26 protein-coding genes are annotated in these 23,256 nt (G+C 66.5%); 7 read left to right on the top strand and 19 right to left on the bottom strand.

The genetic code is table 11. The annotated features are described in order from the left end of the window. Positions 1-107 precede the first annotated feature (107 nt). From A5691_RS05825 to A5691_RS05795, 7 genes are all read right to left on the bottom strand, one after another. Positions 108-908 carry an NAD(P)-dependent oxidoreductase gene (locus A5691_RS05825; RefSeq protein WP_082950158.1) on the bottom strand — a complete coding sequence of 267 codons (801 nt, stop codon included), beginning with the start codon at positions 906-908 and terminating at the stop codon, positions 108-110. Further along, entirely contained in the window at positions 905-1,720 is an 816-nt protein-coding gene (locus tag A5691_RS05820; RefSeq protein WP_067758441.1) for an NAD(P)-dependent oxidoreductase, read from the bottom strand. Before A5691_RS05820 ends, A5691_RS05825 begins: the two co-directional genes overlap by 4 nt. Continuing rightward, complete coding sequence (locus A5691_RS05815) at positions 1,717-2,592, bottom strand: alpha/beta hydrolase (protein ID WP_068266464.1); 876 nt, start codon at positions 2,590-2,592, stop codon at positions 1,717-1,719. The genes A5691_RS05820 and A5691_RS05815 overlap by 4 nt, the downstream gene beginning before the upstream one ends. Then, on the bottom strand, positions 2,589-4,268 hold the full coding sequence (locus A5691_RS05810) for an OB-fold domain-containing protein (RefSeq protein WP_197508492.1): 1,680 nt from the start codon (positions 4,266-4,268) through the stop codon (positions 2,589-2,591). Before A5691_RS05810 ends, A5691_RS05815 begins: the two co-directional genes overlap by 4 nt. A gap of 133 nt (positions 4,269-4,401) precedes the next feature. Next, positions 4,402-4,725, bottom strand: coding sequence for a hypothetical protein (locus tag A5691_RS05805; protein WP_067760143.1), 324 nt, complete (start codon positions 4,723-4,725; stop codon positions 4,402-4,404). A 90-nt stretch (positions 4,726-4,815) separates the two neighbouring features. Continuing rightward, positions 4,816-5,112 (bottom strand): ferredoxin, encoded by a 297-nt coding sequence (locus A5691_RS05800; RefSeq protein ID WP_067760141.1) that lies wholly within the window; start codon positions 5,110-5,112, stop codon positions 4,816-4,818. After that, complete coding sequence (locus tag A5691_RS05795) at positions 5,109-6,413, bottom strand: NADH-ubiquinone oxidoreductase-F iron-sulfur binding region domain-containing protein (protein ID WP_068017886.1); 1,305 nt, start codon at positions 6,411-6,413, stop codon at positions 5,109-5,111. The genes A5691_RS05800 and A5691_RS05795 overlap by 4 nt, the downstream gene beginning before the upstream one ends. 48 nt (positions 6,414-6,461) lie before the next feature. Between A5691_RS05795 and A5691_RS05790 the strand changes: the two genes are divergently transcribed. Next, entirely contained in the window at positions 6,462-6,923 is a 462-nt protein-coding gene (locus A5691_RS05790; RefSeq protein WP_082950157.1) for a hypothetical protein, read from the top strand. Between the two features lie 5 nt (positions 6,924-6,928). Here A5691_RS05790 and A5691_RS05785 read toward each other — a convergent pair whose 3' ends face one another. The 6 genes from A5691_RS05785 to A5691_RS05760 all read right to left on the bottom strand — a co-directional run bounded on the left by A5691_RS05785 (position 6,929) and on the right by A5691_RS05760 (position 11,988). After that, positions 6,929-7,795, bottom strand: coding sequence for an alpha/beta fold hydrolase (locus tag A5691_RS05785; protein WP_067760135.1), 867 nt, complete (start codon positions 7,793-7,795; stop codon positions 6,929-6,931). Positions 7,796-7,810: 15 nt separating this feature from the next. After that, positions 7,811-8,209 (bottom strand): Rieske 2Fe-2S domain-containing protein, encoded by a 399-nt coding sequence (locus A5691_RS05780; protein ID WP_067760133.1) that lies wholly within the window; start codon positions 8,207-8,209, stop codon positions 7,811-7,813. A 1-nt stretch (position 8,210) separates the two neighbouring features. After that, complete coding sequence (locus A5691_RS05775) at positions 8,211-9,356, bottom strand: amidohydrolase family protein (protein WP_067760130.1); 1,146 nt, start codon at positions 9,354-9,356, stop codon at positions 8,211-8,213. A gap of 29 nt (positions 9,357-9,385) precedes the next feature. Next, positions 9,386-10,477, bottom strand: coding sequence for an amidohydrolase family protein (locus A5691_RS05770; protein WP_068266467.1), 1,092 nt, complete (start codon positions 10,475-10,477; stop codon positions 9,386-9,388). Between the two features lie 239 nt (positions 10,478-10,716). After that, positions 10,717-11,601, bottom strand: coding sequence for an NAD(P)-dependent oxidoreductase (locus A5691_RS05765; RefSeq protein ID WP_068016697.1), 885 nt, complete (start codon positions 11,599-11,601; stop codon positions 10,717-10,719). A gap of 9 nt (positions 11,602-11,610) precedes the next feature. Further along, the gene (locus A5691_RS05760) at positions 11,611-11,988 is read right to left on the bottom strand and encodes a carboxymuconolactone decarboxylase family protein (protein WP_067753252.1); all 378 of its coding nucleotides are present in this window, start codon (positions 11,986-11,988) and stop codon (positions 11,611-11,613) included. Positions 11,989-12,183: 195 nt separating this feature from the next. On the opposite strand from A5691_RS05760, the gene A5691_RS05755 reads away from it, so the two are divergent. The 3 genes from A5691_RS05755 (at position 12,184) to A5691_RS05745 (ending at position 15,122) form a co-directional block, all read left to right on the top strand. Next, positions 12,184-12,840 (top strand): nitroreductase family protein, encoded by a 657-nt coding sequence (locus tag A5691_RS05755; protein ID WP_067753254.1) that lies wholly within the window; start codon positions 12,184-12,186, stop codon positions 12,838-12,840. Positions 12,841-12,964: 124 nt separating this feature from the next. Continuing rightward, positions 12,965-13,963: an acyl-CoA dehydrogenase family protein gene (locus tag A5691_RS05750; protein ID WP_067753257.1), complete on the top strand. Its 999-nt coding sequence runs from the start codon at positions 12,965-12,967 to the stop codon at positions 13,961-13,963. Next, positions 13,947-15,122: an acyl-CoA dehydrogenase family protein gene (locus A5691_RS05745; RefSeq protein ID WP_067753260.1), complete on the top strand. Its 1,176-nt coding sequence runs from the start codon at positions 13,947-13,949 to the stop codon at positions 15,120-15,122. Before A5691_RS05750 ends, A5691_RS05745 begins: the two co-directional genes overlap by 17 nt. Before the next feature lie 56 nt (positions 15,123-15,178). On the opposite strand, the gene A5691_RS05740 is transcribed toward A5691_RS05745, so the two are convergent. The 6 genes from A5691_RS05740 to A5691_RS05715 all read right to left on the bottom strand — a co-directional run bounded on the left by A5691_RS05740 (position 15,179) and on the right by A5691_RS05715 (position 19,545). Further along, a complete protein-coding gene (locus tag A5691_RS05740) occupies positions 15,179-15,751 on the bottom strand; it encodes a hypothetical protein (RefSeq protein ID WP_067753264.1) in 573 nt (190 codons plus the stop codon). Continuing rightward, positions 15,748-16,602 (bottom strand): hypothetical protein, encoded by an 855-nt coding sequence (locus tag A5691_RS05735; RefSeq protein ID WP_067889777.1) that lies wholly within the window; start codon positions 16,600-16,602, stop codon positions 15,748-15,750. Before A5691_RS05735 ends, A5691_RS05740 begins: the two co-directional genes overlap by 4 nt. A gap of 55 nt (positions 16,603-16,657) precedes the next feature. After that, positions 16,658-17,101: a hypothetical protein gene (locus A5691_RS05730; protein ID WP_197499097.1), complete on the bottom strand. Its 444-nt coding sequence runs from the start codon at positions 17,099-17,101 to the stop codon at positions 16,658-16,660. 113 nt (positions 17,102-17,214) lie between these two features. After that, positions 17,215-18,579, bottom strand: a complete 1,365-nt coding sequence (locus A5691_RS05725; protein ID WP_067889774.1) for a cytochrome P450 — start codon at positions 18,577-18,579, stop codon at positions 17,215-17,217. A 21-nt stretch (positions 18,580-18,600) separates the two neighbouring features. Continuing rightward, positions 18,601-18,795: a ferredoxin gene (locus A5691_RS05720; protein ID WP_067273711.1), complete on the bottom strand. Its 195-nt coding sequence runs from the start codon at positions 18,793-18,795 to the stop codon at positions 18,601-18,603. Between the two features lie 48 nt (positions 18,796-18,843). Continuing rightward, positions 18,844-19,545: an SDR family NAD(P)-dependent oxidoreductase gene (locus tag A5691_RS05715; protein ID WP_067753277.1), complete on the bottom strand. Its 702-nt coding sequence runs from the start codon at positions 19,543-19,545 to the stop codon at positions 18,844-18,846. A 449-nt stretch (positions 19,546-19,994) separates the two neighbouring features. Between A5691_RS05715 and A5691_RS05710 the strand changes: the two genes are divergently transcribed. The 3 genes from A5691_RS05710 (at position 19,995) to A5691_RS05700 (ending at position 23,255) form a co-directional block, all read left to right on the top strand. Beyond that, positions 19,995-21,200 carry a CaiB/BaiF CoA-transferase family protein gene (locus A5691_RS05710; RefSeq protein ID WP_067889771.1) on the top strand — a complete coding sequence of 402 codons (1,206 nt, stop codon included), beginning with the start codon at positions 19,995-19,997 and terminating at the stop codon, positions 21,198-21,200. A 381-nt stretch (positions 21,201-21,581) separates the two neighbouring features. Continuing rightward, on the top strand, positions 21,582-22,400 hold the full coding sequence (locus A5691_RS05705; protein WP_067753283.1) for an ABC transporter permease: 819 nt from the start codon (positions 21,582-21,584) through the stop codon (positions 22,398-22,400). A 9-nt stretch (positions 22,401-22,409) separates the two neighbouring features. Beyond that, positions 22,410-23,255 (top strand): ABC transporter permease, encoded by an 846-nt coding sequence (locus A5691_RS05700; RefSeq protein ID WP_067753287.1) that lies wholly within the window; start codon positions 22,410-22,412, stop codon positions 23,253-23,255. The last annotated feature ends 1 nt before the right edge of the window (position 23,256 follow it).

Below are 23,256 nucleotides of genomic sequence, written 5' to 3'. Positions count from 1 at the left end.
CCTCCTCAGCGGCGAGGGCGGGCTGAAACCGTTACAGCCGAGTCGTTGACTGTAACGGTAACGGTAATACCTTCGTGACGAACCGGAAAGACCGAAACGCTGGCATCTCAAACCCCGTTCGAGACGCCGACGGCGTTGATCGCGTCATCCAGAGCGCCCAGTTCGCTGCCGAATTCCCTGGCGATGCCACGCACCACGCTGACGTCCTTCTGGACGAATTCACCGGCAACCTCGATGAACGACGCGACGGAACCGGCCGCCGCCGCGAGACCGAGGACACGACTGGTTGCGCTGCCCTGCGCCAAGGCGGCCAACATCGTCGCCTCCGGCACGCCAAGTCGCTCACCCAATCGCACGGCCTCCGCGAGCAGCCCGATATGGCCCGCGAACAACGCGTTGTTGACCAGCTTCACCTTTTGGCCGGAGCCACGCGGGCCCACGTGGAGAACCGGGTCTCCGTAGCAGGCCAGCACCGCCCGCACCCGCGCCACGGCGTCCTCCGTGCCGCCCACGAACAGCGTGAGCCGGCCGGCCGCCACGTCGTGCGGGCCGCCGCTGACCGCGGCATCGATGACGTCGACGCCTTCCGCTTGTGTGGCGACCGCGTCGATCGTGTTCGGGCCGGCGGTGGTGTGCACCACCAGCGCCGACCCGGGCGGCATGGCGGACAGCAGCCCGCCGTGCAGGCATACGTCGCGCACCTGCTCGTCGGTGAACACGCAAAGCACCACCACGTCGGCGCGTGCACCCGCCTCGACCGGGTCGCCGACCGCGCGCGCACCGAGCTGCTCGAGATCGCTTCGCTTTTCAGTGGTCCGGCCCAAGGCCCGGACGTCGTGTCCGGCCGCCACCAGTCGGGCCACCATGGGGCGGCCCATCCGTCCGGCGCCGACGAACCCGACCCTCACCTCGGATGCCCCATGAGGCCCAGCGCGGCGTCGGCCGCGTCCAGGACGGCGCCGCCGTTCGCGCCGGCTCGGTCGGCCAGGTCCACCACCAGGCGGACGTCCTTTTGCAGCAGCGTCCCGGCCACCCCGGCAAGCTGGTCCAGTCCGCCGATGCCGCCAAGGGCGTTGAGCGCGAAGCTGTTTCCACTGCTGCGCGAGACCACTTCGGTGAGACGGTCCGGGTCGACGCCGAGGGCGCCGGCCAGTGAGAGCGCGGTGGCCGCGGTGCCCAGGTGGGCGGTGAAGAGCAGGTTGTTGAGCAGCTTCGTGGTTTGACCGGAACCGAGCTCGCCGAGGTGCACGACCGGATCGGCATAGGTGGCGAAGACCGGGCGGCACCGCTCGACGACGTCGGCGTCGCCGCCCACCATCACCAGCAGGCGCCCTTCGGACGCGGCTCCCCCGCCCCCGCTCACGGGCGCGTCGACCACCGAAATCCCTTTGGCCGCGGCTTGGTTCGCCAGTCCCCGGCAGGTGTTGGGATGCACGGTGCTGTGGATCGCGATGACACCACCCGGCTTCATCGCGGCCAGCACGCCGCCCTCACCCGACGTGATCTCCTCGATGTCTGCATCACCCACGACGCAGAGGCAGACCAGATCGCTGGCCGCGGCGAGCTCGGCCGGTGACTCGGCGATCTTCGCCGCGGTGTCGGCGAACGCCTCGAGGGTTGCGGGTCGGCGTGCCCACAGCGTCGTCTCGTAGCCGCCCTCGACGATCCGCCTCGCCATGGGGCCGCCCTGACTGCCCAGGCCGATGAATCCGACCCTCATCCGGTGGCCTCTTCCGAACCCGATGCCGTCACGCATTCGTCGACGAACGCGAGGACCTCCGCGTGATAATCCGCGGCGGTGTGGCCGAGGCTGATGTTGTGTCCCGCCCCGGGCTGCCGGTGCACGGTGAAGCGCGGCGCGGCGGAGAACATCGCGGTGATCTGCTGCACCGCCGAATCGTCGGCCTGCCAGACCTTCTCGTGTTCGGCGATGCTGAAGTGGACAGGCACCCGCACGGCCGGGGCCAGCGTCGGGAATGTCTGGCGCGCCCAGTCCGACACCATTTGGTCCTCATACGAAGGCGCAGAAGGGGACACCGTCGCGCCGCCGAGAACCTCGGGCGGATACAGGTGTTCCGGGCTCCACAGCAGCTCGCGCATGCCCGGTGGACGTCGTTCGCGGGTCGCCGTTTTGAGTATCTCCTTGGCGGCGGGGTGGTAGTGCCGACCGGTGCCGGCCAATTCGATGCCGAGCAGATCGGCACCGCGCTCGTCGGCGGCCATCCGCATCGTCAGCTCGCAGCCGCCCGAATGCCCCATCACGAACAGGCCCGCGCCGCTTGATCGTTCACCGAGGATGCGCTCGACCGCACCGTACGCCAGGTTGACGCGCTGATCGCCCTCGGCCATCGCCTCCGGATAGGGCGCGGAGCTGCCGTAGCCCGGCCGGTCGATCGCCACCACGGTGAATCCGGCCGCCGCGCCGGTCCGCAACAGCGAATACGACGGATGCCCCGGACAGTCGAAATACATTGCGGTGGTTCCCCCGCCGTGGATCGCCACGATCACGGCCTTGGGTTCGTCGGCCTCGGCGACCAGCGCCGACATCGGTACGCCGTTGACGATCACCAGCCGGGGCCGCGGCGTTTTCATGCGTCGGCCCGCAGTAAGAGCACCCCGCTGGGGGTGAGGCCGCCGCTGCTGACCACGCCGACGCGGGCGTCGGCGACCTGGCGATCGCCGGCCTCCCCGCGCAGCTGGGTGATGGCCTCGTGGACGAGGCCCATGCCATGGGTGCGCCCGTGCGACAGCTGGCCGCCGTGGGTGTTCAGCGGCAGCAGGCCGTCACGGGCGATGTTCTTGCCGCCGTCCAGGAACTCTTTGGCCTCGCCGATTCCGCAGAATCCCAGCGCCTCGATCCAGGACAAACAGTTCATGGTGAAGCCGTCGTAGAGCTCGGCGACGTCGACGTCGTCGGGGCGCAGGGAGGTTCTCGTCCACACGTGCGCCGCCTGACCCAGCACCTGCGGTTCGTGGGTGAGAGTGCTTTGGTCCCAGTCGATTCGCTCGATGATCTGCGTGCCCACCGCCTCGACCAGGACGGGTGGTTTGGCGAGGTCGCGCGCGGTGTCGACGGCGGAGACGATGACGGCGATCGCGCCGTCGCAGGGTACGTCGCAGTCATAGAGGCCGAACGGCGTGGTGATCGGCCGCGCGTTGAGGTAGTCGTCCATCGTCATCGGCGAGCGGTAGATGGCGGTCGGGTTGAGTTCGGCGTTGGCCCGCTGATTCAGCGCGATCCAGCCCAGCGTCTCTTTAGTGGTGCCGTAGCGGTGAAAGTGCCGCTGCGCGTTCATCGCCAAGGTGTGCGCCGCGGAAGTCGCCCCGAATGGCATCTGCCAGCCGGACATTCGGCCCGCTGAACCATGGGTCGGGCTGATTTTGCCCTGCTTCATCAGCTCGCCGTGGGTGGCTTCCCACACCGTCCGGAAGCACAGCACGTGCCGGGCCAGCCCGCAGGCGACCGCAAGCATCGCGGCGATCAGGGAGCCACCCGGGCCGAACGTTTCCATCGCGCCGTTGTGCCAAGTCGGCCGGATGCCGAGCGCGGCCTCGAGGGCGGTGGTGCCCCCCTCGCCCATGCCCGCCACGGTGATGGCGCCGGGATAGGTGGACAGGCCGTCGATGTCGGCGAATGTCAGGCCGGCGTCGGCGATGGCCGCTTCGCACGCCTGCACGGTCAGCGCCAACGGGGGCTGCATCAGCCGGCGACCGATCGGCGACATGCCGATCCCGGTCAGTGCGACCTTGTCTTCGAACTTCTCCCGGGTGAGCATGGGGCGCACGTGTTCGCCGAAGCGCTCCGGCGCTATCTCATCGGTGGGCAATGGGCCGGCTTCGGCATCGTGTACCGGCCGGAACAATGGAAACCACACGTCCTCGACGTGTTCGAAGACAACCTCGACCTGTTGGCCGAGTTCGAGCCGATCGGGCTCGCACTCGATGATGTTGGTGGTCAACCGAATCCGCGGATCTTCGGCGATTGCCACCTGCGCGATGACGTAGGGCGCGGCCAGCCCTGGCAGGCTGAACCGTTCGTTGATGGTGAACCCGGCGAGCGTTGCCCTGCCGGAGACCGCTCGCACCCCGACATCGGTTGAACGGCAATACCGGCACACCGGCGCGGGCGGATGGATCAGGGATTGGCAGGCCTGGCACTCCTGCAGGCGCAGTCTGCCGTCGGCTCCCGAGGTCCAAAAGAACTCGTTGTCCTGCGTGATCAGGGGCAGCGGTCGGCCCGGTGCTGCTGACACGTCACCTCCGCGCATCGAGCGGGTCCAGGGTGCGGCTTGGTAGGACCGTTATACGAATTGGAGAATTACGTTATCACTCGTACGCAGGTGCGATCGAGACGGTATTGGTCTTGTTTCCGGGGACGGTGGCCGCCGCCGGGACGACCGGTCAGTAGGGCACCCAGACGCCGGTGAAATAGGTACCCCACTGGTGAAAGCCGGCATTCCACATCGGTTCGTTCGGTGACCACCATGGCCGCGGTGGTGGTGGCGGCGGCACGTCCTGTGCGGCGAATGGCGGCGCGTATGGCGGCGGCAGTGTGTACCAGTCCGGTAGGACCGGTGGCGGCGTGCACTCGAGCGTCGCCGGATTGAACGACATGTTGCGATCGCAGTCCGCCGAGCTGATTCCCGGCGTCGCGATCACCGCGACGGCCGCCGGTGCGAGCGCGACCGCTATGACGGCGGTCAGGCGACGAATAAACCACCTCATCGTGTGCCTCCCGATGGGCCATCCTGGCTGGTTCAGCTTATTCCGTCGAGACCGCCTAGACCATGGTCAGGAAGTTTCGCGGCACCCCGTTCAGCGGGTGAATCCCCACTCCGCCTCGTTCTCTTCGGTTTTGAGGTGCTCGGCCGGATCTTCCGCATCGGTGAGTGGTGGGTGCGCGGCGGGCGAGGTGCGTTCCCCGATTTCCGCGATGGCGTGCACCGGGCAGTCCATCAGGGCGCGCATCACCGCGTCGCGGTCCGACTCCGCCACGGTGCCATCGCCGATGAGGGAGGCGTAGCCCCAATCGTCCAGCGAGAAGTATCCGGGCGCGTACTTGGCGCAGATGCCGAAACCGTCGCAAACCGTGCGATCCAAGCGGATTTTCATGCTTGCCTCGCAGCCTCCGCCTCGTAGGGGCGGTCGCTGCGGAACGCGCCGCGAAAGCAGGCCGGGCACGTGCCCTCCAGGTGCGTGGTCACTTCGCCCGGGAACTGCGCCAGCAGGCTGGCGGCCACATTCGTGGCGGCGTCCAGCGTCGCGCAGGCGCCCCGCCCACGCAGCAGCACCGACCAGCGGCGCAACCGTTGGAGGTCCTCTGCCGTTGCGGCGCCGTCGCGCAACGCACCGGCGACGGCCGCCATCGCCGCGGTTCCGTTGAAGCATGACCCGCATTGGCCGGCGTTCTCGCGGTCGAAGTAGGCCAGCACCGACGCCGCGACCGCGACGGGGCAGTCGTCGGTGATCACCGAGACCGCGCCGCAGCCCAGGCCGCTGCCGAGGCGCCGCATCGTCTCGTGATCCAGGGTTGTCTCGAGCACGGAGCGGTTGAGCAGACCGGCGAAATAGCCGCCCATCAGCGCTCCACGCACCTGGTCCGGCGAAACGCCGTGCAGCGCGAGGAGTTCGGTGAACGGCAGGCCGAGCGGAAGCTCGTAGAGCACCGGCGGCCGGCCGGCGCCGGTTACGGTGGCCAGGAACGTGCCCGGGGATATCGACGTGCCCTGCGAGCGGAACTTCGTCGAGCCGTGGCCCTGCAGGAAGGGGAGATTGGCCAGCGTCTCGACGTTGCTCACCAGCGTGGGCCGTTCGTCGACGCCGGATTCGAAGGGGCGTGGCGGCTTGTCGGTCGGCTTGGCCGGGCCGCCGTTGAGCGCGCGGACGGCCGCGGTCTCCTCGCCGGCCACATACCCGGGTTGCACGGCCAACAGCCCGACCGTGACGCCGACGGTGTCCGGATCGAGCTCGCCGAGCGCGGTCTGGACGCTGTGCGCCGATTCCGGGTCGGACACATATACATAGGCGCGGCCGGCACCCACGACCGCCGCGGCTAGTCGAAGCCCGTCCAGCACCAGATGTGGACGGTTGCGCAGCAGCCACCGGTCTTTGATCGAGGCCGGTTCTCCCTCTTCACCATTCGCGACGACCACGGCGCCGCCGGCAACGCGGCCGTTATCGCGCACCGTGCGCAACTTGATCGCGAGGGGGAAGGCCGCGCCGCCCCGACCGACCAGCCCGCTGACTTCCACTTCGCTCAGCAATCCATCGGCGTCGGCGAGCGGCCGATATCCGCCGCGCTCTCGATACGCCGCGAGATCCTCGGGTGTATGGCCGGTTCGTCCGAAGAGCAATCGGGGTTCGCAGCCGGGGGAGGTGGCGGTGGCGATGGGGGTGGATTGCGCGGTGCTCACGGCCAGCCTGCCATCGTCTTGGTTACGCTTGCGCACGTGCGAACTGCGGTGGTACGCGTCAACGTCGACCCGGAAAGCGTGTCCACGGCGGCGCAGCTACGAGACGGCATGGCGGCGCTCCTTGAGCTCGCGGCGCAAGCGGGCGTCGGCGTGGTCGAGAACGATCTCGTGGCCATGCCCGCGGGGCGCCGCGAAGTCGAATTGTTGATCGCCGCTGAAGACGGCGACGCGGCCAGGCACGTGGCAATGAACCTGTGCGCCAAGGTGTTCGGCGGCACGCCGGTACCGGGGGTGGTCACCTTCATCAGCCGCGGAACCGACGACGACGCCCACGGCGTGCTGTCCGGCTTCGGGCTCGCGGGCGACATCGAGCGGACGCCTGGTGACGACGGATTCGACATCGTGTACGTGACGCTGCGGGAGTCCGACCTGGAACGCATCCCGGAGAGCCGCGTTCACACGGCTCTGGAGGCGTCGCTCAACTGCGAGGTCCACATTCGCACCGTCTAGCGCCATCACGAGCCCAGGAATTCGAGGATCGGGGGCGCCGCCTGTACCCACGTGTCGAACATGTTGAAGTGCTGGACCCGGCCCGCCGCACGGTCCTCGGATGCGCGTTCCCACGCATCCTCCGGCCACGGCGGGTCGATGAGCTTCGATCCCTTGATCAGGCAACTGACCTCGAGCGACGTCCGCTTCGGGTGATCCATGTCGTTCTCGCCGCCGCGAATGATCAACGTGGGGACCTTGATTCGGTCGAACATCTCGTCCTCGACGCCCGGGATCGTCTGTCCGGGCTTGGAGACGAACGCGTTCAGCCAGCGCAGCATCACCTTGAGGAATTCGTCTTTGTCGAAGTCGAGGAACCGCTGCTTGTTGTCGGGGTTCTGCTCGATGCGGTCCCGCCATTCGGCAACCTTCACCACGCCGTCCATGCCGGTACCGCGGACCGCGAGGATGCTCGGGATGATGTAGAAGGAGCCGAGTACGAAGGTGCCGTAGATGCCGCCGACGATGTTCCACACCACCAGCTTGGTGACCATTTCGGGGTAGAGCATGGTGGTCAGCATGGAATCCCGCGCCCCGCCGGATCCCCCGGCGAGGATGCAGCGCTCGAATCCCAGCCCCGTCACCAGCTTGTGCAGTGTCTCGGCGCGCATGTGTGATTCGCTCTGGCCGTAGAACTGCACGTCGGAAGCGCCGCAGTTGGGCCGGTCCCACAGCAGCACGCGGTAGCCGCCGGCGGCCAGCGCGTCCGCGAGCGGCCGCAGGCCCTCGATCTCCTTGCTGAACCGGCCGCCCGGCGTCAACGCGATGAGATCCCCTGAGTCACCGAGGATCTCGTAGACGACATTTCCCCCGTTGATCTCGATAGAAGGCACGCGATTTCTCCTGTGTTAGGCCTGCACCAGAACGTCGTTGCCGACGATGCGCACCGGGTAGGTGCGGATACTCCATTCCGGTTTGACCGCTGTCGTCCCGGTGGCCAGCTCGAAACCCCATTGGTGCCAGGGGCAGTAGATGTACTCCATGTCGCGCACCATCACCGAGTCACCGGGCGCGGTTTCGTCGACGATCGTGCGCCCCCTCGAGCGGCCCGAGCACAACGGACCGCCTTGGTGCGGACAGTAATTCGCGATCGCATAGAAGCTGCCGTTGACGTTGTACACCCCGACGCCGTGCCGGCCGATGGGGACGAGCTTGTGCTTGCCCGGCGGGATCTCGTCCACGGTGGCAACGACATGCTCGCGGCCCTGGGCGAGACGGGGCTCGGGCCGTTTGGCTTGTTCGGTCAACTCAGAGCACCCGGGTCTGACCCTCGAGGACCGGGACGGTCTCCGGCAGGTGGTAGGTCGCAATCCCGTTCTTGTACATCACCGCGTCGCGGGCGTGCTTGGGAAGGTGCTTGACCAACCAGCGGGGGTCGTCGAACGTCCAGTGCGGGTAGTCCGAGGAGAAGAGCAAGATCTTCTCGCACTCCATCCATTCCAGTGCGCGGGTGAGCTCCGTCTTGTCCTCGGGGTAGTCCAGCGGTTGGGTGGTGAACTTGATGTGGTCCTTGACGTACTCCGACGGCTTGCGCTTGATGTCCACCCACGACTTGCGCGCTTCGTAGATCGCGTCCATGCGCCACATCAGCGGCAGGATCCAGCTGAATGCGTGCTCGACGAAGACGATCCGCAGCGACGGGAACCGGTCGAAGACGCCGTCGAAGATCAGGCTCATCACCTGATTGGCGGCCAGCAGCGAGTAGGTCACCATGAAGTCGTGGTTGTAGCTGGGGAAGCCCACCGGCGGGATCGGTAGCTCGTCGTACTGGCTGCGCGACAGGTGGCAGCTCACGGTGATGTCGTGCTTGGTGGCCGCGGCCCAGATGGGGTCGTATTTGGGATGGCCCCAGGACGGCTTCGGCTCGGCCTTGATCAGTATCTGCGCCATGAACGGATGCCCGGCCCAGCGCTCGATTTCGCGCACGGACGCTTCCGGCTCTTCGATGGCGAGGCAGATCGAACCGCGCCACCGTTCGTGCCAATTGTTGTGGCTGTCCAGCCAGTGATTGGCCTGCCAGTCGTTCAGCGCGTACGACATCGCGTGCTGGGCCTCGGGCAGCCGCGCCGGGTAGGCGGCCGGCTCCAGGATCGCGATGTCGGAGCCCGCCTCCATGATGAGTTGGCGGAACGCCATATCCGGGTCGCTGCACGGGAATTCGCCGTTGGCGGGGAAGGAGTCCACGCGCATCGCGTACGAGTGCGCGTAGTCCGGCGCGTCGTAGTAGATCAGCTCACCCACGTTGCGGTTGAGAAAGTACTTGCTGCGCCAGGGCTCCGGGATGTACGGGACCAGCTCGCCCCGCTTGGGCGCGGGGTGGACGTCCGAGTCGACGCAGCGGACGGCTATGCGCTCGGTCGCGGGGACCCGCTCCTGCGAATGGGTCAACGTCATGGGGAACTCCTCGGTCTCACGTCCTGCTTCTACTGTGCGCCCACTTCGGCGGGGATGTCTATGCCGTAGAGCCGCGCCGCGTTGCGCCAGCAGACCTTGTCGCGCTGCTCGGCGGAGAGCGCCCTTGGCAGCTTTTTGGCGTCGCCGAACTGCCAATGCGGGTAACTCGAGCCGAACATCACCATGTCGTCCTTGCCGGTGAAGCCGAACCATTCGCCGGCGAAATCGACGTCACCGGGGCCGTCGAGGCTGCCCTGGACGAAATAGACGTGCCCCGGGAGGTAATCGCTGGGGATGCGCGGCGCCCAGGGCGTCTGCTCCAGGTGGGGCCGGCCGAACGTGTCCATCCGCCAGATGAACGGCGTGATGAAGTCGGCGGCGCCGTCGGCCCAGACGAACTTCAGGCCGTCGAAGCGCTCGAACACGCCCTCCGCGATCATGTTCATCTGGTGGTAGATGTAATTCAGCGCCATGAAGCTGACGTATTGCTCGTAGGTGCGGGTGTTGCCGGAGGGCGTGGGCGGGAACATGATGCCGTTGCCCACCTCGATGTGCGCGGCCACCGGGAGGCCCGCGTCGACCGCGGCCTCCCACAGCGGCCAGAACTGCGGCTTGCCGTAGAGCTCGCGGGATTGCAGCGGCACGCCGATCTGGACGACGCGTGGATGGGCACGGTACTTCTCGATCTCTCGCAACGCGCCGGGGATGTCGTCGGGATTCACCCGGATCGTGCCGCGGAATCGCTCGCCGAACTCGCCTGAATCCAACCAGTCCGACACCATCATCTCGTTGTGCGCGGCGTGCAGCGCGCTGCCCAGGTGCCGGTCGGGCATGATGCCGCGGCCCATCGGGTGCAGGACCGCCACGTCGACTCCGCGCTTCGAAAAGAGTTCGTGGGCAACGAATTCGGGGTCGGAGCCGGGGTACTGCCGATCCGGTCCCTCGGTGTTGGGCGCATACTCACCGCCCGGGGCGCCGTACCAGTCCATTTCGTAGTCGGGAAAACCGCGGCTTTTGAACGGTTCGCGCAAGACGCTCCGCAGCGCCTTGCTGGACGGGAAGAAGATGTGCACGCTCGCGTCGATAAGAGGCGTGCGGGTTCCGTCAGCGTGGTCGATCACGAAAGCCATCCTTCGGCTCGGGCAGCCAAAGTGGGCCCGGTCGGGTCATATGATAGACAACCTAACATTCTTCTCGGTGGCCGATCAATGGGGTTTCCGGTAAGCATTTCGTTTAATCGTTGTCCCTGGTAGCAGGCGCTTTCGAAGTCTGAGTGCAAGTATGGTTCTTAAATGTGGATAATACCATTCTCCCGCCCATCGAGAAGGGCCGTCCGCCCCTTGCCGACGGGGCAGGGACGCTAGGCGGGGGACGGACCGACGGTCACCCCGGCCGCCTTCTCCAGCGGTTTGATCACGGTCGTGAAGTCGGCATCGGGTCCCTGGTCCTCGGCGGCCGTCTCCCACAACCGGCTGATCGTGGCGGCGACCTCCGTCGGCACGCCGAGCTCCTGCGCCTCGTCGAGGTACAGCCGCACGTCCTTGACCATCAGGCCGGTGGCGAACCCGTAATCGAACGTCCGGGGCAGGATCGCGCGGGGGAATTTGTCCCGGCTCGCGCTCGTCGCGCCCGAGCCGGCGTTGAGCACCTCGATCATCACGGTGGGGTCGAGACCGGCCTTAACGCCCATCACCACGACCTCCGCGGTCGCGGCGAGGACGTTGGCCGCCAGGATGTTGTTGGCGAGCTTCATCGTCTGAGCCGAGCCGGGTTTGGCCCCGACGTAGAAGGGCCGGCCGATCGCCTCGAGCATCGGCCGGATGGCCTCGAATTCAGCGCGCGGGCCCGACACCATGACCGCGAGCGCGCCCTTCTCGGCCGCGGCAGCGCCGCCGCTGACCGGGCTGTCGATCCCTGCGATGCCCCGTTCCGCGAGTTGCCCATGGACCAGAATTGCCGTTCGCCTGCCCACCGTGGACAAGTCGACATAGCGCTTGATGCGTGCGCCCTCGGCCACGCCCATCGCCACCTCGAGCGAGGCGGTCGGTGTCGGGAGGCTGGCCAGGACGGTCTCGGCACCGTCGGCGACCTCTTTCGGAGACGACGCGGCCCGCGCACCCAAGGCGACGATGCGCTCCAGCGCCGCGCCGCGCGTGTCGAAGGCGACGACGTCGTGGCCTTGCTGAATCAGGCGGCGCGCGATGGGAAAACCCATGTTTCCCAGCCCGATGAATCCAACCTCCATGCCGAACTCCTAGTCCTCGAGGCCGGCGAACGCCTCGCGCGCGATGCGGAAGCTGTCCACCGCGGCCGGCACGCCGGCGTAGATGGCGACCTGCAGGAAGATCTCGCGAATCTCGTCGCGGGTGACGCCGTTGGTCAGCGCGGCCTTGACGTGCGTGCGCAATTCGTTCGGCCGATTCAGCACCGAGATCATCGCCAGGTTGAGCATGCTGCGCGTCTTGCGGGGCAGCTCTTCACGACCCCACACTGCGCCCCAGCAGTATTCGGTGACGAGGTCCTGCAGGGGCTTGGTGAAGTCGTCCGCCTCGGCCAGGGCGCGATTGACGTACTCCTCGCCGAGCACCTCGGAGCGCACGTGCAGCCCGCGCTGGTAGGTTTCGCGATCCAATGGTCTTCTCCTTCGTCGTGTCGGCGTGGCGCTGTCATCGCCTGAGCGCAGTCTCGCATCGACGCACTTTCGCGCGGTCTACAGTCGGGGGTCGATGCATCGCCTCCCAGCTTCCGCGGGCCCACGCGGCAAACCGTCCGGGCTGCAGCGTCGCCGGAATCGGCTGTCCCGCATGGCAATCAACGAGGAGAGACCATGACCGGAGTAAGCTCCGACATCTGGGAAGTCATGTCGACCGCTCGGACCATCCGGCGCTTCACCGACGAGCCGGTCGACGACGCCACCCTGGTGCGCTGCCTGGACGCGGCCAGATGGGCGCCCTCGGGCGCGAACGCCCAGGGCTGGCGCTTCGTCGTGCTGCGGTCACCCGAGCTTCGCGCGGTGGTGGCCCAGGCGGCGGCCCGCGCCCTGGAGGTGATCGAGCCCGTCTACGGCATGAGCCGCCCCGCCGCCGATGACCGCAGCCGCCGGGCGCGCACCTATCGCGCGACCTACGAATTGCACGACCGGGCCGGCGAGTTCACCTCCGTCTTGTTCGCCCAGCAGCACTATCCGACCGCGTCGGAGCTTCTGCTCGGCGGATCGATCTTCCCCGCCATGCAGAACTTTCTGCTGGCCGCACGCGCTCAGGGGCTCGGGGCTTGCCTGACCAGTTGGGCGTCCTACGGCGGCGAGCGCCCGCTGCGCGAGGCGATCGGCGTACCGGAGGACTGGCTGGTGGCCGGCCACGTCGTGATCGGTTGGCCCAAGGGCAGGCATGGGCCGCTGCGCCGTCGGCCGCTCGCCGATTTCGTGGCGCTCGACCGCTGGGATCGGCCCGCCGACGACCTGTTTGCCGCTCCTGCGGGCTGAACGGCGAACCGGTCCCTGGCAGCCGGGCGCTCGGCCTGGCACGCCATAACCCGTTTGCGAGATTATTACTTCCGCGTGCGAGAATGATATTCTCGCACGACGGCGGTGACAGGAGGCGGCCTTCATGCTGTTGGAGTTCGATGCCGATCAGCGGCTGTGGCAGAAGACCGTCCGCGACGCTGTCGCCAAGCAATGTCCGCCGTCGCTGGTGCGCAGCGTGGCCGAGGATGGCGTCGACCCAACCCCGTTGTGGAAGTCGTACGTGGATCAGGGCTGGACCGAGCTGGGCGATCCCGAAAGCGCCGTCGAGTTGGCCATCGTGCTCGAAGAATTGGGGCGGGCGACCGATCCCACCCCGTTCCTGGCGACGATGAGCCAGTACGCACCGTTGGCGGGCGAGCAGTTCGACCCCCACGAGTCGGGCACCGCCGTCCACGCCGGGGTGACGGCGCACCGCGACGCCGAGGGTTGGGTCTTGGACGGCACGGCCCGCCATGTCCTCGACGGCGACCGTGTCGACCGCCTCGCGGTGGTCACCGACGCCGGGGTGTTCATCATCTGGGCAAACCAGGTCTCAGCGCGGCGCGCCGCGGCCTTCGACCCCGTCCTGCACGTCGCCGACTTGTCATTCAACGAGGTTCGCGTGCCGGACACCGCACGGCTCACCGTCGACTCCGAACGCGCGCACCACATCGCCCTGACGGGCTTGGCGATCACCATGGTCGGGGCCTGCCAGCGCATCCTCGACCTGGTGCTCGAACATGTCGGCAGCCGACAGCAATTCGGGGTGCCGATCGGTTCGTTCCAGGCCGTCCAGCACAAGGCCGCCGACATGCACGTCGCGGTGGAACGCGCACGGGCGCTGGCGTACTTCGCGGCGCTGACGATCGCCGCCGACGATCCCCGCCGCCGGCTGGCGGCGGCGATGGCCAAGGCGTCGGCGGGGGAGTGCCAGTCACTGGTATTCCGGCACGGCCTACAGCTGCATGGCGCAATGGGATTCACGTGGGAGAACGACCTGCAGTTCGCGCTGAAACGGGCCAAGGCGGGTGAGCTGATGCTCGGCGGCGCCGCCGAGCACCGCGCGCGGATCGCGGAGGAATACCGTGCAGCTGACTTTTGATACCGACGTCGAGGAATTCCGCGCCGAGTTCTCCGCCTTCCTCGACGAGAACCTGCCTGCCGCAAGCGAAACGCTCGAGCGCCCCCGGTCGGTTTCGCACATGCCGCAGTGGGCGCGCCGGTGGCAGCGGCTGCTGTTCGACAACGGGTGGCTGTTGCCGAGCCAGCCGCCGGAGTTCGGTGGCCGCAACGCTACGGTCATCCAGCAGTTCGTCTACCTCGAGGAACTCAGCCGCCGCCGGATCTACCACAGCTTCAACCCGCAGGGCGTCAACATCGTTGCGGCGTCGCTGTTGTCGTTCGGCAGCGACGAGCAGAAGCGGCGCTGGGCGGTGCCGATTCTGCGGGCCGAGATCACCGCGTCGCTCGGGATGAGCGAACCCAGCGCGGGCTCAGACCTGGCGTCGTTGCGCACCCGCGCGGTGCTCGACGGGGATCACTTCGTGGTCAACGGGCAGAAGGTGTGGACCTCGGGCGCCCACGACGCCGACGTCCTGCTGACCTTCGTGCGGACCAACCCGGATGCGCCGAAACACAAGGGAATAAGCGCGCTGATCATCCCCACCGACACCCCGGGTCTGGTGCGGCGGCCGTTCCCGTCGATCTGCGGCGCCGACGATCTGGACTTCAACGAGGTCTTCTTCACCGACGTGCGGGTGCCGGCGGAGAATCTGGTCGGTGAGCTCGACCAGGGATGGCGGGTGGCCAACGGCTCGCTGGGGCACGAGCGCACCATGATGTGGCTCGGTTTCGCCGATCGACTTGAGAACATGATCGACGACTTTCATCCCAGCACCGACGTCGAGCGCGACCAGTACGCCAGCACGATCATGGACAAGCAGGCGTTGCGGCTGTTGGGTTCGGTGGCGTTGGCGCGTGCGGCGCGCGGTGAAGACGACGTGGCCGCGATTTCGGTGCTCAAGCTGCTCGGGTCCGAGGCCGAGCTGCGTGGCATGGAGCTCGCGCTGACGTCGGCGGGGTCCGACGGGCTCGTGCACCCCGGGCTGACCGGGCCGTACGCACACATGAACCTGGACCATTATTTCGCCAGCTGGTTCGAGCGATACGCCCGCAGCTTTTCCGGGACGATCGCCGGGGGCACGTCGGAAATCCAGCGCAACATCATCGCCCAGCGGGTGCTCGGCCTCCCACGGGGCTAGCGGCCGGCGCTATCGCGGGTCGCGAATTCCGCTCTAGTGCAGCGGCATTCGGCGTTCTAGACCGGGTCGAATTTCGTGATCAGCCACTGGCCGTTGACTCTGGTCAGACTCACCAGCACACTGCTGGACGCCATCGCGGGGTCCGGGTTGTCCTTGCTGGTGGTGCTCTGGTCGACCAGCACGAGCACGACCGCCGAGTTCGGATGTAACTCGGAGACCGCGGCACCGATCACCCGGGCGCTGGTCTTCAGCGACTTTTGTTTGGCAGCCGGGGCGACGATCTGGTCGGTGAACTGGTTGTAGTACGACAGGAAATCCCCGGACAGGTGCGACTTCGCGGCGGCGAAGTCCTTGTCGAGGGTGTCGGGCGAGTAGGACAGCAAGGCGACCGTTCCGTCGGATGCCGCACCTACGACAGCGCTCGCAACGCGGGGGTCGGTCTGCTTATCGGGCCGGTACTGCTTGAAGTACAGCCAGGTCGCCACGCCAGCGGAAATCAGCAGCAGCGAAATCAGGATGGCGGGAACGGCTTTCACTCTCCGCCGGGCGCGAGGTTCGATGCTTTTATTGCGGTCGGTCTGTTCGGCAGAGTCGTCGGCGGTTTCGGTGCTCTGCTTGTCCTCGCTCATGGGATGAACTCCACGTTGGACATCTTGTATTGCCCGGCTTCGTCTTTGACGGTTACCTTGAGTCGCCAATTGCGTGGTTCATCTTTTGCGCCCGCGGCGTTGGTGATGTGCGATGTCGCCGCGACGAGAACCAACGCGAAATCCCCGTTTATGGATTGCACGGCCGCCGCATTCACGGTTCCCTGGGTGACCACTTTCGACTGCTCGACAACGGTCGTGAAATCTTTTGCACGGGCCTGGAAGTCGTCCCGGAACTGGCCGGTCGAGCTGTCGATCACCCGCTGGACATCCTCCTTAGCCTTGTTGAAGTCCATGGAGGTCAGGTTGACGACACCCTGGCGGGCCCCCGCGATGAAGTTCGCGGCGCGCTGATTGCGCTCGACGGTTTCGTGGCGGTTCCACATCATGTATCCGCTGGCCGCGGTGAAGGCGCAGATAAGGACGATGACGGCCGCCTTCCACACGACGGACCAGGAGGGCACGTGCACGCGTCGCCTGCGAGTCGGCTTGGATTCCGATTGGGGGTCTTCGGCGGTTTCGCCGGGGGCCTCTTCGTCCGTTGTTTCGTCGTCGTCGGTTATCGCGGCCGTGTCGGTGACGACAGTCTCCGGCTCGTCGGCGTCGGTGGTGTCCTCGTCGACCTCCGGCGCTTCTTCCGTGGTCTCGGCCTCCGGCTCGGCCTCAGACTGGGCCAGCGCCTCGCGCCGGAGCCGGGCGGCACGAGCGCGGGCGCGAGCCGCGGCCGCCAGCGCTTCGGCTTCGGCTGCCTCGGCCTCGGCTTCCTCGAGTAACGCCTTCACGTCGGCTCTCGAAGTGGCCGAATCGTCCTGCGTTTTCTTTGCCTCAGCCATCGTGCTTACTGCCCGCAGCCCTCATGACCGACCGACTCCTATACCTCTCACGCGGCTACCATCGCACGAGCGAGAACGGCCAACTGCTGGTGCCCCCCGGTCCGCCGCCGCAGCCGGTGTCGAACGTCGAGTCGACCTGACCCGCCAGCGTCACCGCATCCCACGAGTAGACGTCATGCGAGGGAAAGAACTGGACCACGCAGCGCACACCGAAGGGATCATCAACGGACAGGGTGTAGCGACCGTTCGACAGATGGGCGTCTCCCCGGTAGGGCGCCGCTTGCCCGTTGGGCTGCGGAGTTGCGTACACGCTCACGCATTCCGGCTCCGGATGGGCGCACGGGTTGATCGACCAAATCCAGCTGTGGCCGGGGTCCCGGGGCGTGTCCACCCGGTAGTTGGCATACGGCATGCCCGCGTGGGCGCTGGGCGGGACAGTCAGCGCGACCATGGCAAGCGCAAGGCTCACTGCGAAAGTCTTCACGGCTGCGTCTCCCATCTCTGCATACGCGCTTGGCCCAAATATAGGGTGCGGCCACCCTGAGCAGGGCTACTCGTAAGAATTGGCGCAGTCGGCGTCCGGCTGTCGCCGGGGCGAGGTCGCGGGCCCACCTAGTCGATTACCGCGGCTTCCTTGCGTTCGGTGATCGGCCGGGCGAGTTCTTGCTCATCGCAGATGCGCTGCAGCTTTTCCAGTGTCTCGTCCAGCCCGGCCCCCACCCTGCGGCCGGGCCTGAAGGTGGCCGGCAGTTTGCGCATGCCCTGGATGACGCCGATGGTTTCGTAGTGAACGGTGCCGTCGGGGTCGCATCGGTAGTCGGGGATTCGATCGAGGACCGCGGTCAGCATCGACTTGAACACCGTGCGGGCGACATTGGATCCGATGCATCGATGGACGCCGAGACCGAAACTGAAGTGGCGGTTGCCCTTCCGGTCCAGGACGATCTCGTCGGGGTCCCTGAACACCGCTGGGTCGCGGTTGGCCATGGCCCACGAGATCCACAGCCGCTCACCCTCTTTGAACTGGGTGCCGTCGAGCTCGACGTCGTCGGAGAAGGTCCGGCCGTCACCGGGCGCCGGCGTGAAGTACCGCAGGAATTCCTCGGTCGCGGGGTCGAGCAGGGCATCGCGTTGCTTGCTGAGCAGCTCGCGTTGATCGGGGTGCTCGGAGAGCCATTCCAGTGAATGGGCGGTCAACGCCGTGGTGGTGTCGAAGCCGCCGCCGATCACCAGCCCGAGGTTGCCGAGGATTTCCAGGTCCGGGGCGGGCTCGCCGTCGATGCGCATCTCGAGCAAAGCATTGACGATGCCGGGCCGGGGATTCTCGCGGATCTCGATCATGTTGTTGACCAGGTCGAGCCCCATTTGCCGATGCATCTCGGTCACCCGCTGGATGTCCGGGGAATGCTCGGGCGTGTACACGGCCGCATGGGTCGGCTCGCTGTACATCTGCCAGTTCTTCAAGGGAATGCCGAGCATGGCCAGAGTCAGCACCGCCGGCACGACGTTGGCCAGATCGTCGACGAAGTCGATCCGGCCGCCTTCGATCTTCTCGTCGAGGCAGGCCCGAGTCACGTCGTCGATGAACGGCTTCCACCGCTTGACGGCTGCCGGTGACAGATAGGGGTTGAGAACGTTGCGATAGATGCGGTGCTCGGGGTCGTCCATCTCCAGGATGCCGCCGCGCACCCCGTTGATCCGGCTGGCCGTCGGAATCGAAATGCCTTTGTAACCGCGGCGCTGGTTGTTGACATCGTGATCGTTGGACACCGCGGGGCAGCGAGCGAGTTCGAACACCTCGTGGCTTCCTGCCGCCACCCAATGGCCGCCGTAGGTGTCGCTCCAGGCCATCGGGCAATTCGCGTGCATCTCTTCGGTGATGGCCTTGAAGTTCGACCGGTAATCCGCGGAATGCCGCTCGAACTGATACCGCTTCTTCTTACGGTCGCTATCGCTGACCGTGTCGTCGACACTCAACGCTCTGTCTCCCTTTGCGCGTCATTCGGTGATGATGATGGCTTGCTCCGGGCATGATTGCGCCGCTTCGCGAACCTGGTCCTCCCGATCGGCCGGCACCACTTCGTCGATCGCCGACGAACTGCCGTCGATGTCGCTGAGCTCGAACGAATCCGGTGCGATCATCGAGCACAGCGTGTGACCCTGGCAGCGTTCCGGATCGACCCAGACCTTCACGGTGTCTCCTTGCGAATTAGTTGCCGACGATCGCCTAGGTGCGACGGCTCAGGTGTTGCGGCCGCCGTTGACGCCCAGGATCTGGCCCGTGATGTAGCCGGCTTCCTCGGACACCAGGAAGGCACATGCCGCCGCGATGTCTTCCGGCTTACCCATGCGGCGCACCGGCGTTCGGGCGATGGTCTCGTCGATGCTGCCCAGATACCCGTTCTTCTCGGCGGCGCGCAGCATCGGGGTGTCGATGAAGCCCGGCGGCACGGCGTTGACCGTGATGCCGCTCGGTCCGTACTCGAGGGCCAGGGATTTGGTGAGCCCGTTGACCGCGGACTTGGCCGCGACGTAATGGCTCATGTAGGGCGCGCCGGAATGGGTGCTTGACGAGGAGATGTTGACGATGCGTCCCCACTTCGCTTCGATCATGTCGGGCAACACCGCCTGGATGGTGTGGAAGACGCCGTTGAGGTTGACGTCGATCACGCGCTGCCAGTCGTCGAACGTGATGTTGTTGAAGCGCTTGAATCCGTCCAGGCCGGCGGCGTTGACGAGAACAGTGACCGGCCCCAGCTTGGCGCGGATCGCCGCGAAGGCCGTCTCGACCTGAGCTCGGTCGGTGACGTCGGCGGTGAACGAGTGGTCGCTGTCGGACGGTGTGAGGTCGATGACGGCAACGTCCAGACCGTCGGCGCGCAGGCGCCGCGCGACGGCAAGCCCGATGCCGGATCCGCCGCCGGTGACCACCGCAGTCTTCACGTTGAGACCTCTAATCCACAGGTGACCGTCTCAGCCACAAAGAATCTCGCTTGCAATTATGAGAACCCTACTCTCACGGCAGAGTGGGTTGCAACAAACCCGGGAAACACTGTTTGGCCTGCGTTGAACTGGGTGGCCAGGCAACCCGCTGGCGCTTGCGTCGCTGGTCAGGGGCCGGTCGCATTCCTGTGAGTTTCTTGAATTATCGAGACACGAATGTAAGATTCGCCGGGGAAGAGAATGAAATTATCGTGACCGTCACCACATGAGGGGGTCGGAATGCCTGCGCAGGACACGGCAGAACTAGCCGCGACCATCGCGGATGCCGCGCCTGAGTCACAGGTCGACCGTCGACTCCTGATCGGTGGCCGGCTGGTCACCGCGGACAGAACCTCCCCGTCCAGCAATCCCGCCACCGGCTACCGGATGCCGGCACCGGGGGCCCCGGCGTGAGGCCGCTCGAGGGCATCCGCGTCCTGGAAGTCGCGATGTACGGATTCGTTCCATCGGCGGGCGCCGTGCTCGCCGAATGGGGCGCCGACGTCGTCAAGGTCGAGCACGCGGTCACCGGCGACCCGCAACGCGGTCTCCGGCAGACCGGAATGTTGCGCGTCGAGGGGGATCCGAACCCCAACATCGAACACGCGAACCGCGGCAAGCGCAGCATCGGACTGGACATGTCGGTGCCGGAGGGCAAGGACGTGCTCTACGAGCTGGCCCGCCGCTCGGACGTGTTCCTCACCAGCTTCCTTCCCGCTCATCGGAAGAAGTTCGGCATCGACGTCGACGACATTCGTACGGTCAACCCGAACATCGTCTACGCCCGCGGCAGCGCGCTCGGCCCGCGTGGCGCCGAGTCGCAGAAGGGCGGCTACGACATGACCGCGTTCTGGTGCCGGGCCGGAACCGCCGCGACCATCACCCCGGCGGGGATGCCGGGGATGATCGCGCCGCCCGGACCGGCCTACGGCGACACCATCTCCGGCACCAACCTCGCCGGGGGCATCGCGGCGGCATTGCTCAAGCGCGAACGCGCGGGAGAACCGTCGGTCGTCGACGTGTCGCTGCTCGGCAGCGGCCTGTGGTCGATGGGGCACACGGTCGCGCTGACGAACCATCTCGGGCAGCGACTCGAGGCCCCGCCACCGGGAGTGCATGGCGCACCCAACAATCCATTGGTGGGGCTGTACACGACCTCGGACGGCCGGTACATCTCCTTCGTGATGATGCAGCCCACCAAGTTCTGGGCCGACGTGTGTCGGCACGTCGATCTGCCGGAGCTGGCCGACGATCCGCGCTTTGCGACCGTCGAGGAGATCGCCGCCAACACCGCAGAGGCGGTCGAGTTGTTGACCAAGGCCATCGCGGCCCACACGCTGGCCGAGTGGAGCGAACGGTTTGCCACGCTGGCCGGACCGTGGGCGCCGGTGCAGGACACGCTGCAGGCGGCCGAGGACGCGCAAATCCGGGCCAACGAGTACATGGTCCGCGCGGGCGAGCTGGAACTGGTCGCCAACCCGGTCCAGTTCAATGTCGCGGCGCCACAGACCGGTCCGGCGCCCGGCTTCGCCGAGCAGACCGACGAAATATTGCGGGAACTCGGCCTTGATTGGGATCGCATCATCGAGCTCAAGACGGCCGGCGCCGTCACTTAAGAGTGGAGCTGCTTGTCTATGTTGGGATTACGGCCCGCCCTCGTTGTCGCCGGGACCCGCTCGCGGCCCCCTGAGCTCGCGGTTACGGGTTGTTCCATAACGGTTAAGCGTTTTTTGCTCCACCTGGACTCGGCATGAGTCATAATCGCCGAACGCTTCAAGGCGCGGAGCACTCTGTCTTGCGGCGTCAACTCACGCGACCGAACGGAGGCACCGGCGTGAGGATGAGAAGCGTTACCACGCCGGCCGAATTTCGGCTGTTCGCTGGGCGTTTCGTGGTCGGCGGCATCCGCTTGGGATCGCCGGTTCAGCCGAATCTACCCCAGCCGGTGCGCAACAACAAGACTGTCAGTCTCGTAGCGATGGAAAGGGTCGGCGCCGATGGCAACTAAGGGTGCCGACCACTGGTCAGCGGGATTGCCGCAGCTGAAACTGAAGTGGAACATGTCGGGGTCGATGCAGGCCGTCGGCGCCCTGTTCGCCATGTCGGCCGACGCGGTCAAGTTTGCGTTCCGCCGGCCCTTCCAGTGGCGGGAGTTCTTGGAGCAGTCCTGGTTCGTCGCGCGGGTGTCACTGGCGCCGACCCTGTTGGTCGCAATTCCCTTCACCGTGCTCGTCAGCTTCACGCTCAACATCCTGCTGCGCGAACTGGGCGCGGCGGACCTATCCGGCGCGGGGGCCGCGTTCGGCGCGGTCACGCAGCTCGGGCCACTGGTCACGGTCTTGATCGTGGCGGGCGCGGGCGCTACAGCGATGTGTGCTGACCTGGGCGCCCGAACGATTCGTGAAGAGATCGACGCGATGGAGGTGCTGGGCATCAACCCGGTGCAACGGCTGGTCACACCGCGCATGTTGGCTTCCGGCCTGGTCGCGTTCTTGCTCAACAGCCTCGTCGTCATCATCGGAGTGCTTGGTGGTTACGTCTTTTCGGTGTTTGTCCAAGACGTCAATCCCGGCGCGTTCGCCGCGGGTATCACCCTGCTCACCGGCGTGCCCGAGGTGATCATTTCGTGCGTCAAGGCAGCGCTTTTCGGCCTCATCGCCGGCTTGGTCGCTTGCTATCGCGGCCTGTCGATCACCGGCGGGGGCGCCAAGGCCGTCGGCAACGCGGTGAACGAGACCGTGGTCTACGCCTTCATGTCCCTGTTTGTCGTCAACGTGGTCGTCACCGCGATCGGCATCAAGATGACGGCGAAGTAGGGGCTGTCAATGGCGCTGAGGGCCACGTATCCGCGACTGTTCCGTCAGCTCGAGCGGCCGGTCGCCTTGATGGGCCGGATCGGCGACCACACCCTGTTCTATGGCAAAGCGCTTGCCGGGATGCCCTTTGCGGCCACCCGGTACACGCGCGAAGTCGTGCGACTGGTCGCCGAGATCAGCATGGGCGCGGGAACTTTGGCGATGATCGGCGGAACCGTGGTAATCGTCGGGTTCCTGACGCTGGCGGCCGGCGGCACATTGGCGATTCAGGGCTACACCTCGCTGGGCAACATCGGCATCGAGGCGCTGACGGGCTTTCTGGCGGCGTTCATCAACGTGCGCATCGCGGCACCGGTGGTGGCCGGAATCGGGCTGGCGGCCACCTTCGGCGCCGGGGTGACCGCCCAGCTGGGTGCCATGCGGATCAACGAGGAAGTCGACGCGTTGGAGAGCATGGCGATTCGGCCGGTCGCCTACTTGGTGAGCACCAGGATTCTGGCGGGAATGCTGGCCATCACGCCGTTGTACAGCATCGCCGTCATCCTGTCGTTCGTGGCCAGTCAGTTCACCACGACGTTCTTGCTCGGACAGTCGCAGGGTTTGTACCAGCACTACTTCAACACGTTCCTGAACCCGATCGACCTGTTGTGGTCGTTCCTGCAGGCCATCTTGATGGCGCTCACCATCCTGCTCATCCACACCTATTACGGCTATTTCGCTTCGGGTGGCCCTGCCGGCGTGGGCAACGCCACCGGCAACGCGGTGCGCACCTCGCTCATCGTCGTGGTGTCGGTAACGCTGTTGGTTTCGCTGTCTATTTACGGTACGAACGGCAACTTCAACCTGTCCGGTTAGC

The organism is Mycobacterium sp. E183, assembly GCF_001667735.1.
Lineage (GTDB): Bacteria > Actinomycetota > Actinomycetes > Mycobacteriales > Mycobacteriaceae > Mycobacterium.
This window is presented reverse-complemented; position numbering and strand designations above follow the sequence as displayed.

Coding starts and splice junctions, on each gene's coding strand:
- A5691_RS05820 (WP_067758441.1), bottom strand. CDS start 1,720: ATGAGGGTCGGATTCATCGGCCTGGGCAGTCAGGGCGGCCCCATGGCG.
- A5691_RS05815 (WP_068266464.1), bottom strand. CDS start 2,592: ATGAAAACGCCGCGGCCCCGGCTGGTGATCGTCAACGGCGTACCGATG.
- A5691_RS05810 (WP_197508492.1), bottom strand. CDS start 4,268: ATGCGCGGAGGTGACGTGTCAGCAGCACCGGGCCGACCGCTGCCCCTG.
- A5691_RS05805 (WP_067760143.1), bottom strand. CDS start 4,725: ATGAGGTGGTTTATTCGTCGCCTGACCGCCGTCATAGCGGTCGCGCTC.
- A5691_RS05800 (WP_067760141.1), bottom strand. CDS start 5,112: ATGAAAATCCGCTTGGATCGCACGGTTTGCGACGGTTTCGGCATCTGC.
- A5691_RS05775 (WP_067760130.1), bottom strand. CDS start 9,356: ATGACGTTGACCCATTCGCAGGAGCGGGTCCCCGCGACCGAGCGCATA.
- A5691_RS05765 (WP_068016697.1), bottom strand. CDS start 11,601: ATGGAGGTTGGATTCATCGGGCTGGGAAACATGGGTTTTCCCATCGCG.
- A5691_RS05755 (WP_067753254.1), top strand. CDS start 12,184: ATGACCGGAGTAAGCTCCGACATCTGGGAAGTCATGTCGACCGCTCGG.
- A5691_RS05750 (WP_067753257.1), top strand. CDS start 12,965: ATGCTGTTGGAGTTCGATGCCGATCAGCGGCTGTGGCAGAAGACCGTC.
- A5691_RS05740 (WP_067753264.1), bottom strand. CDS start 15,751: ATGAGCGAGGACAAGCAGAGCACCGAAACCGCCGACGACTCTGCCGAA.
- A5691_RS05735 (WP_067889777.1), bottom strand. CDS start 16,602: ATGGCTGAGGCAAAGAAAACGCAGGACGATTCGGCCACTTCGAGAGCC.
- A5691_RS05730 (WP_197499097.1), bottom strand. CDS start 17,101: ATGGGAGACGCAGCCGTGAAGACTTTCGCAGTGAGCCTTGCGCTTGCC.
- A5691_RS05705 (WP_067753283.1), top strand. CDS start 21,582: ATGGCAACTAAGGGTGCCGACCACTGGTCAGCGGGATTGCCGCAGCTG.
- A5691_RS05700 (WP_067753287.1), top strand. CDS start 22,410: ATGGCGCTGAGGGCCACGTATCCGCGACTGTTCCGTCAGCTCGAGCGG.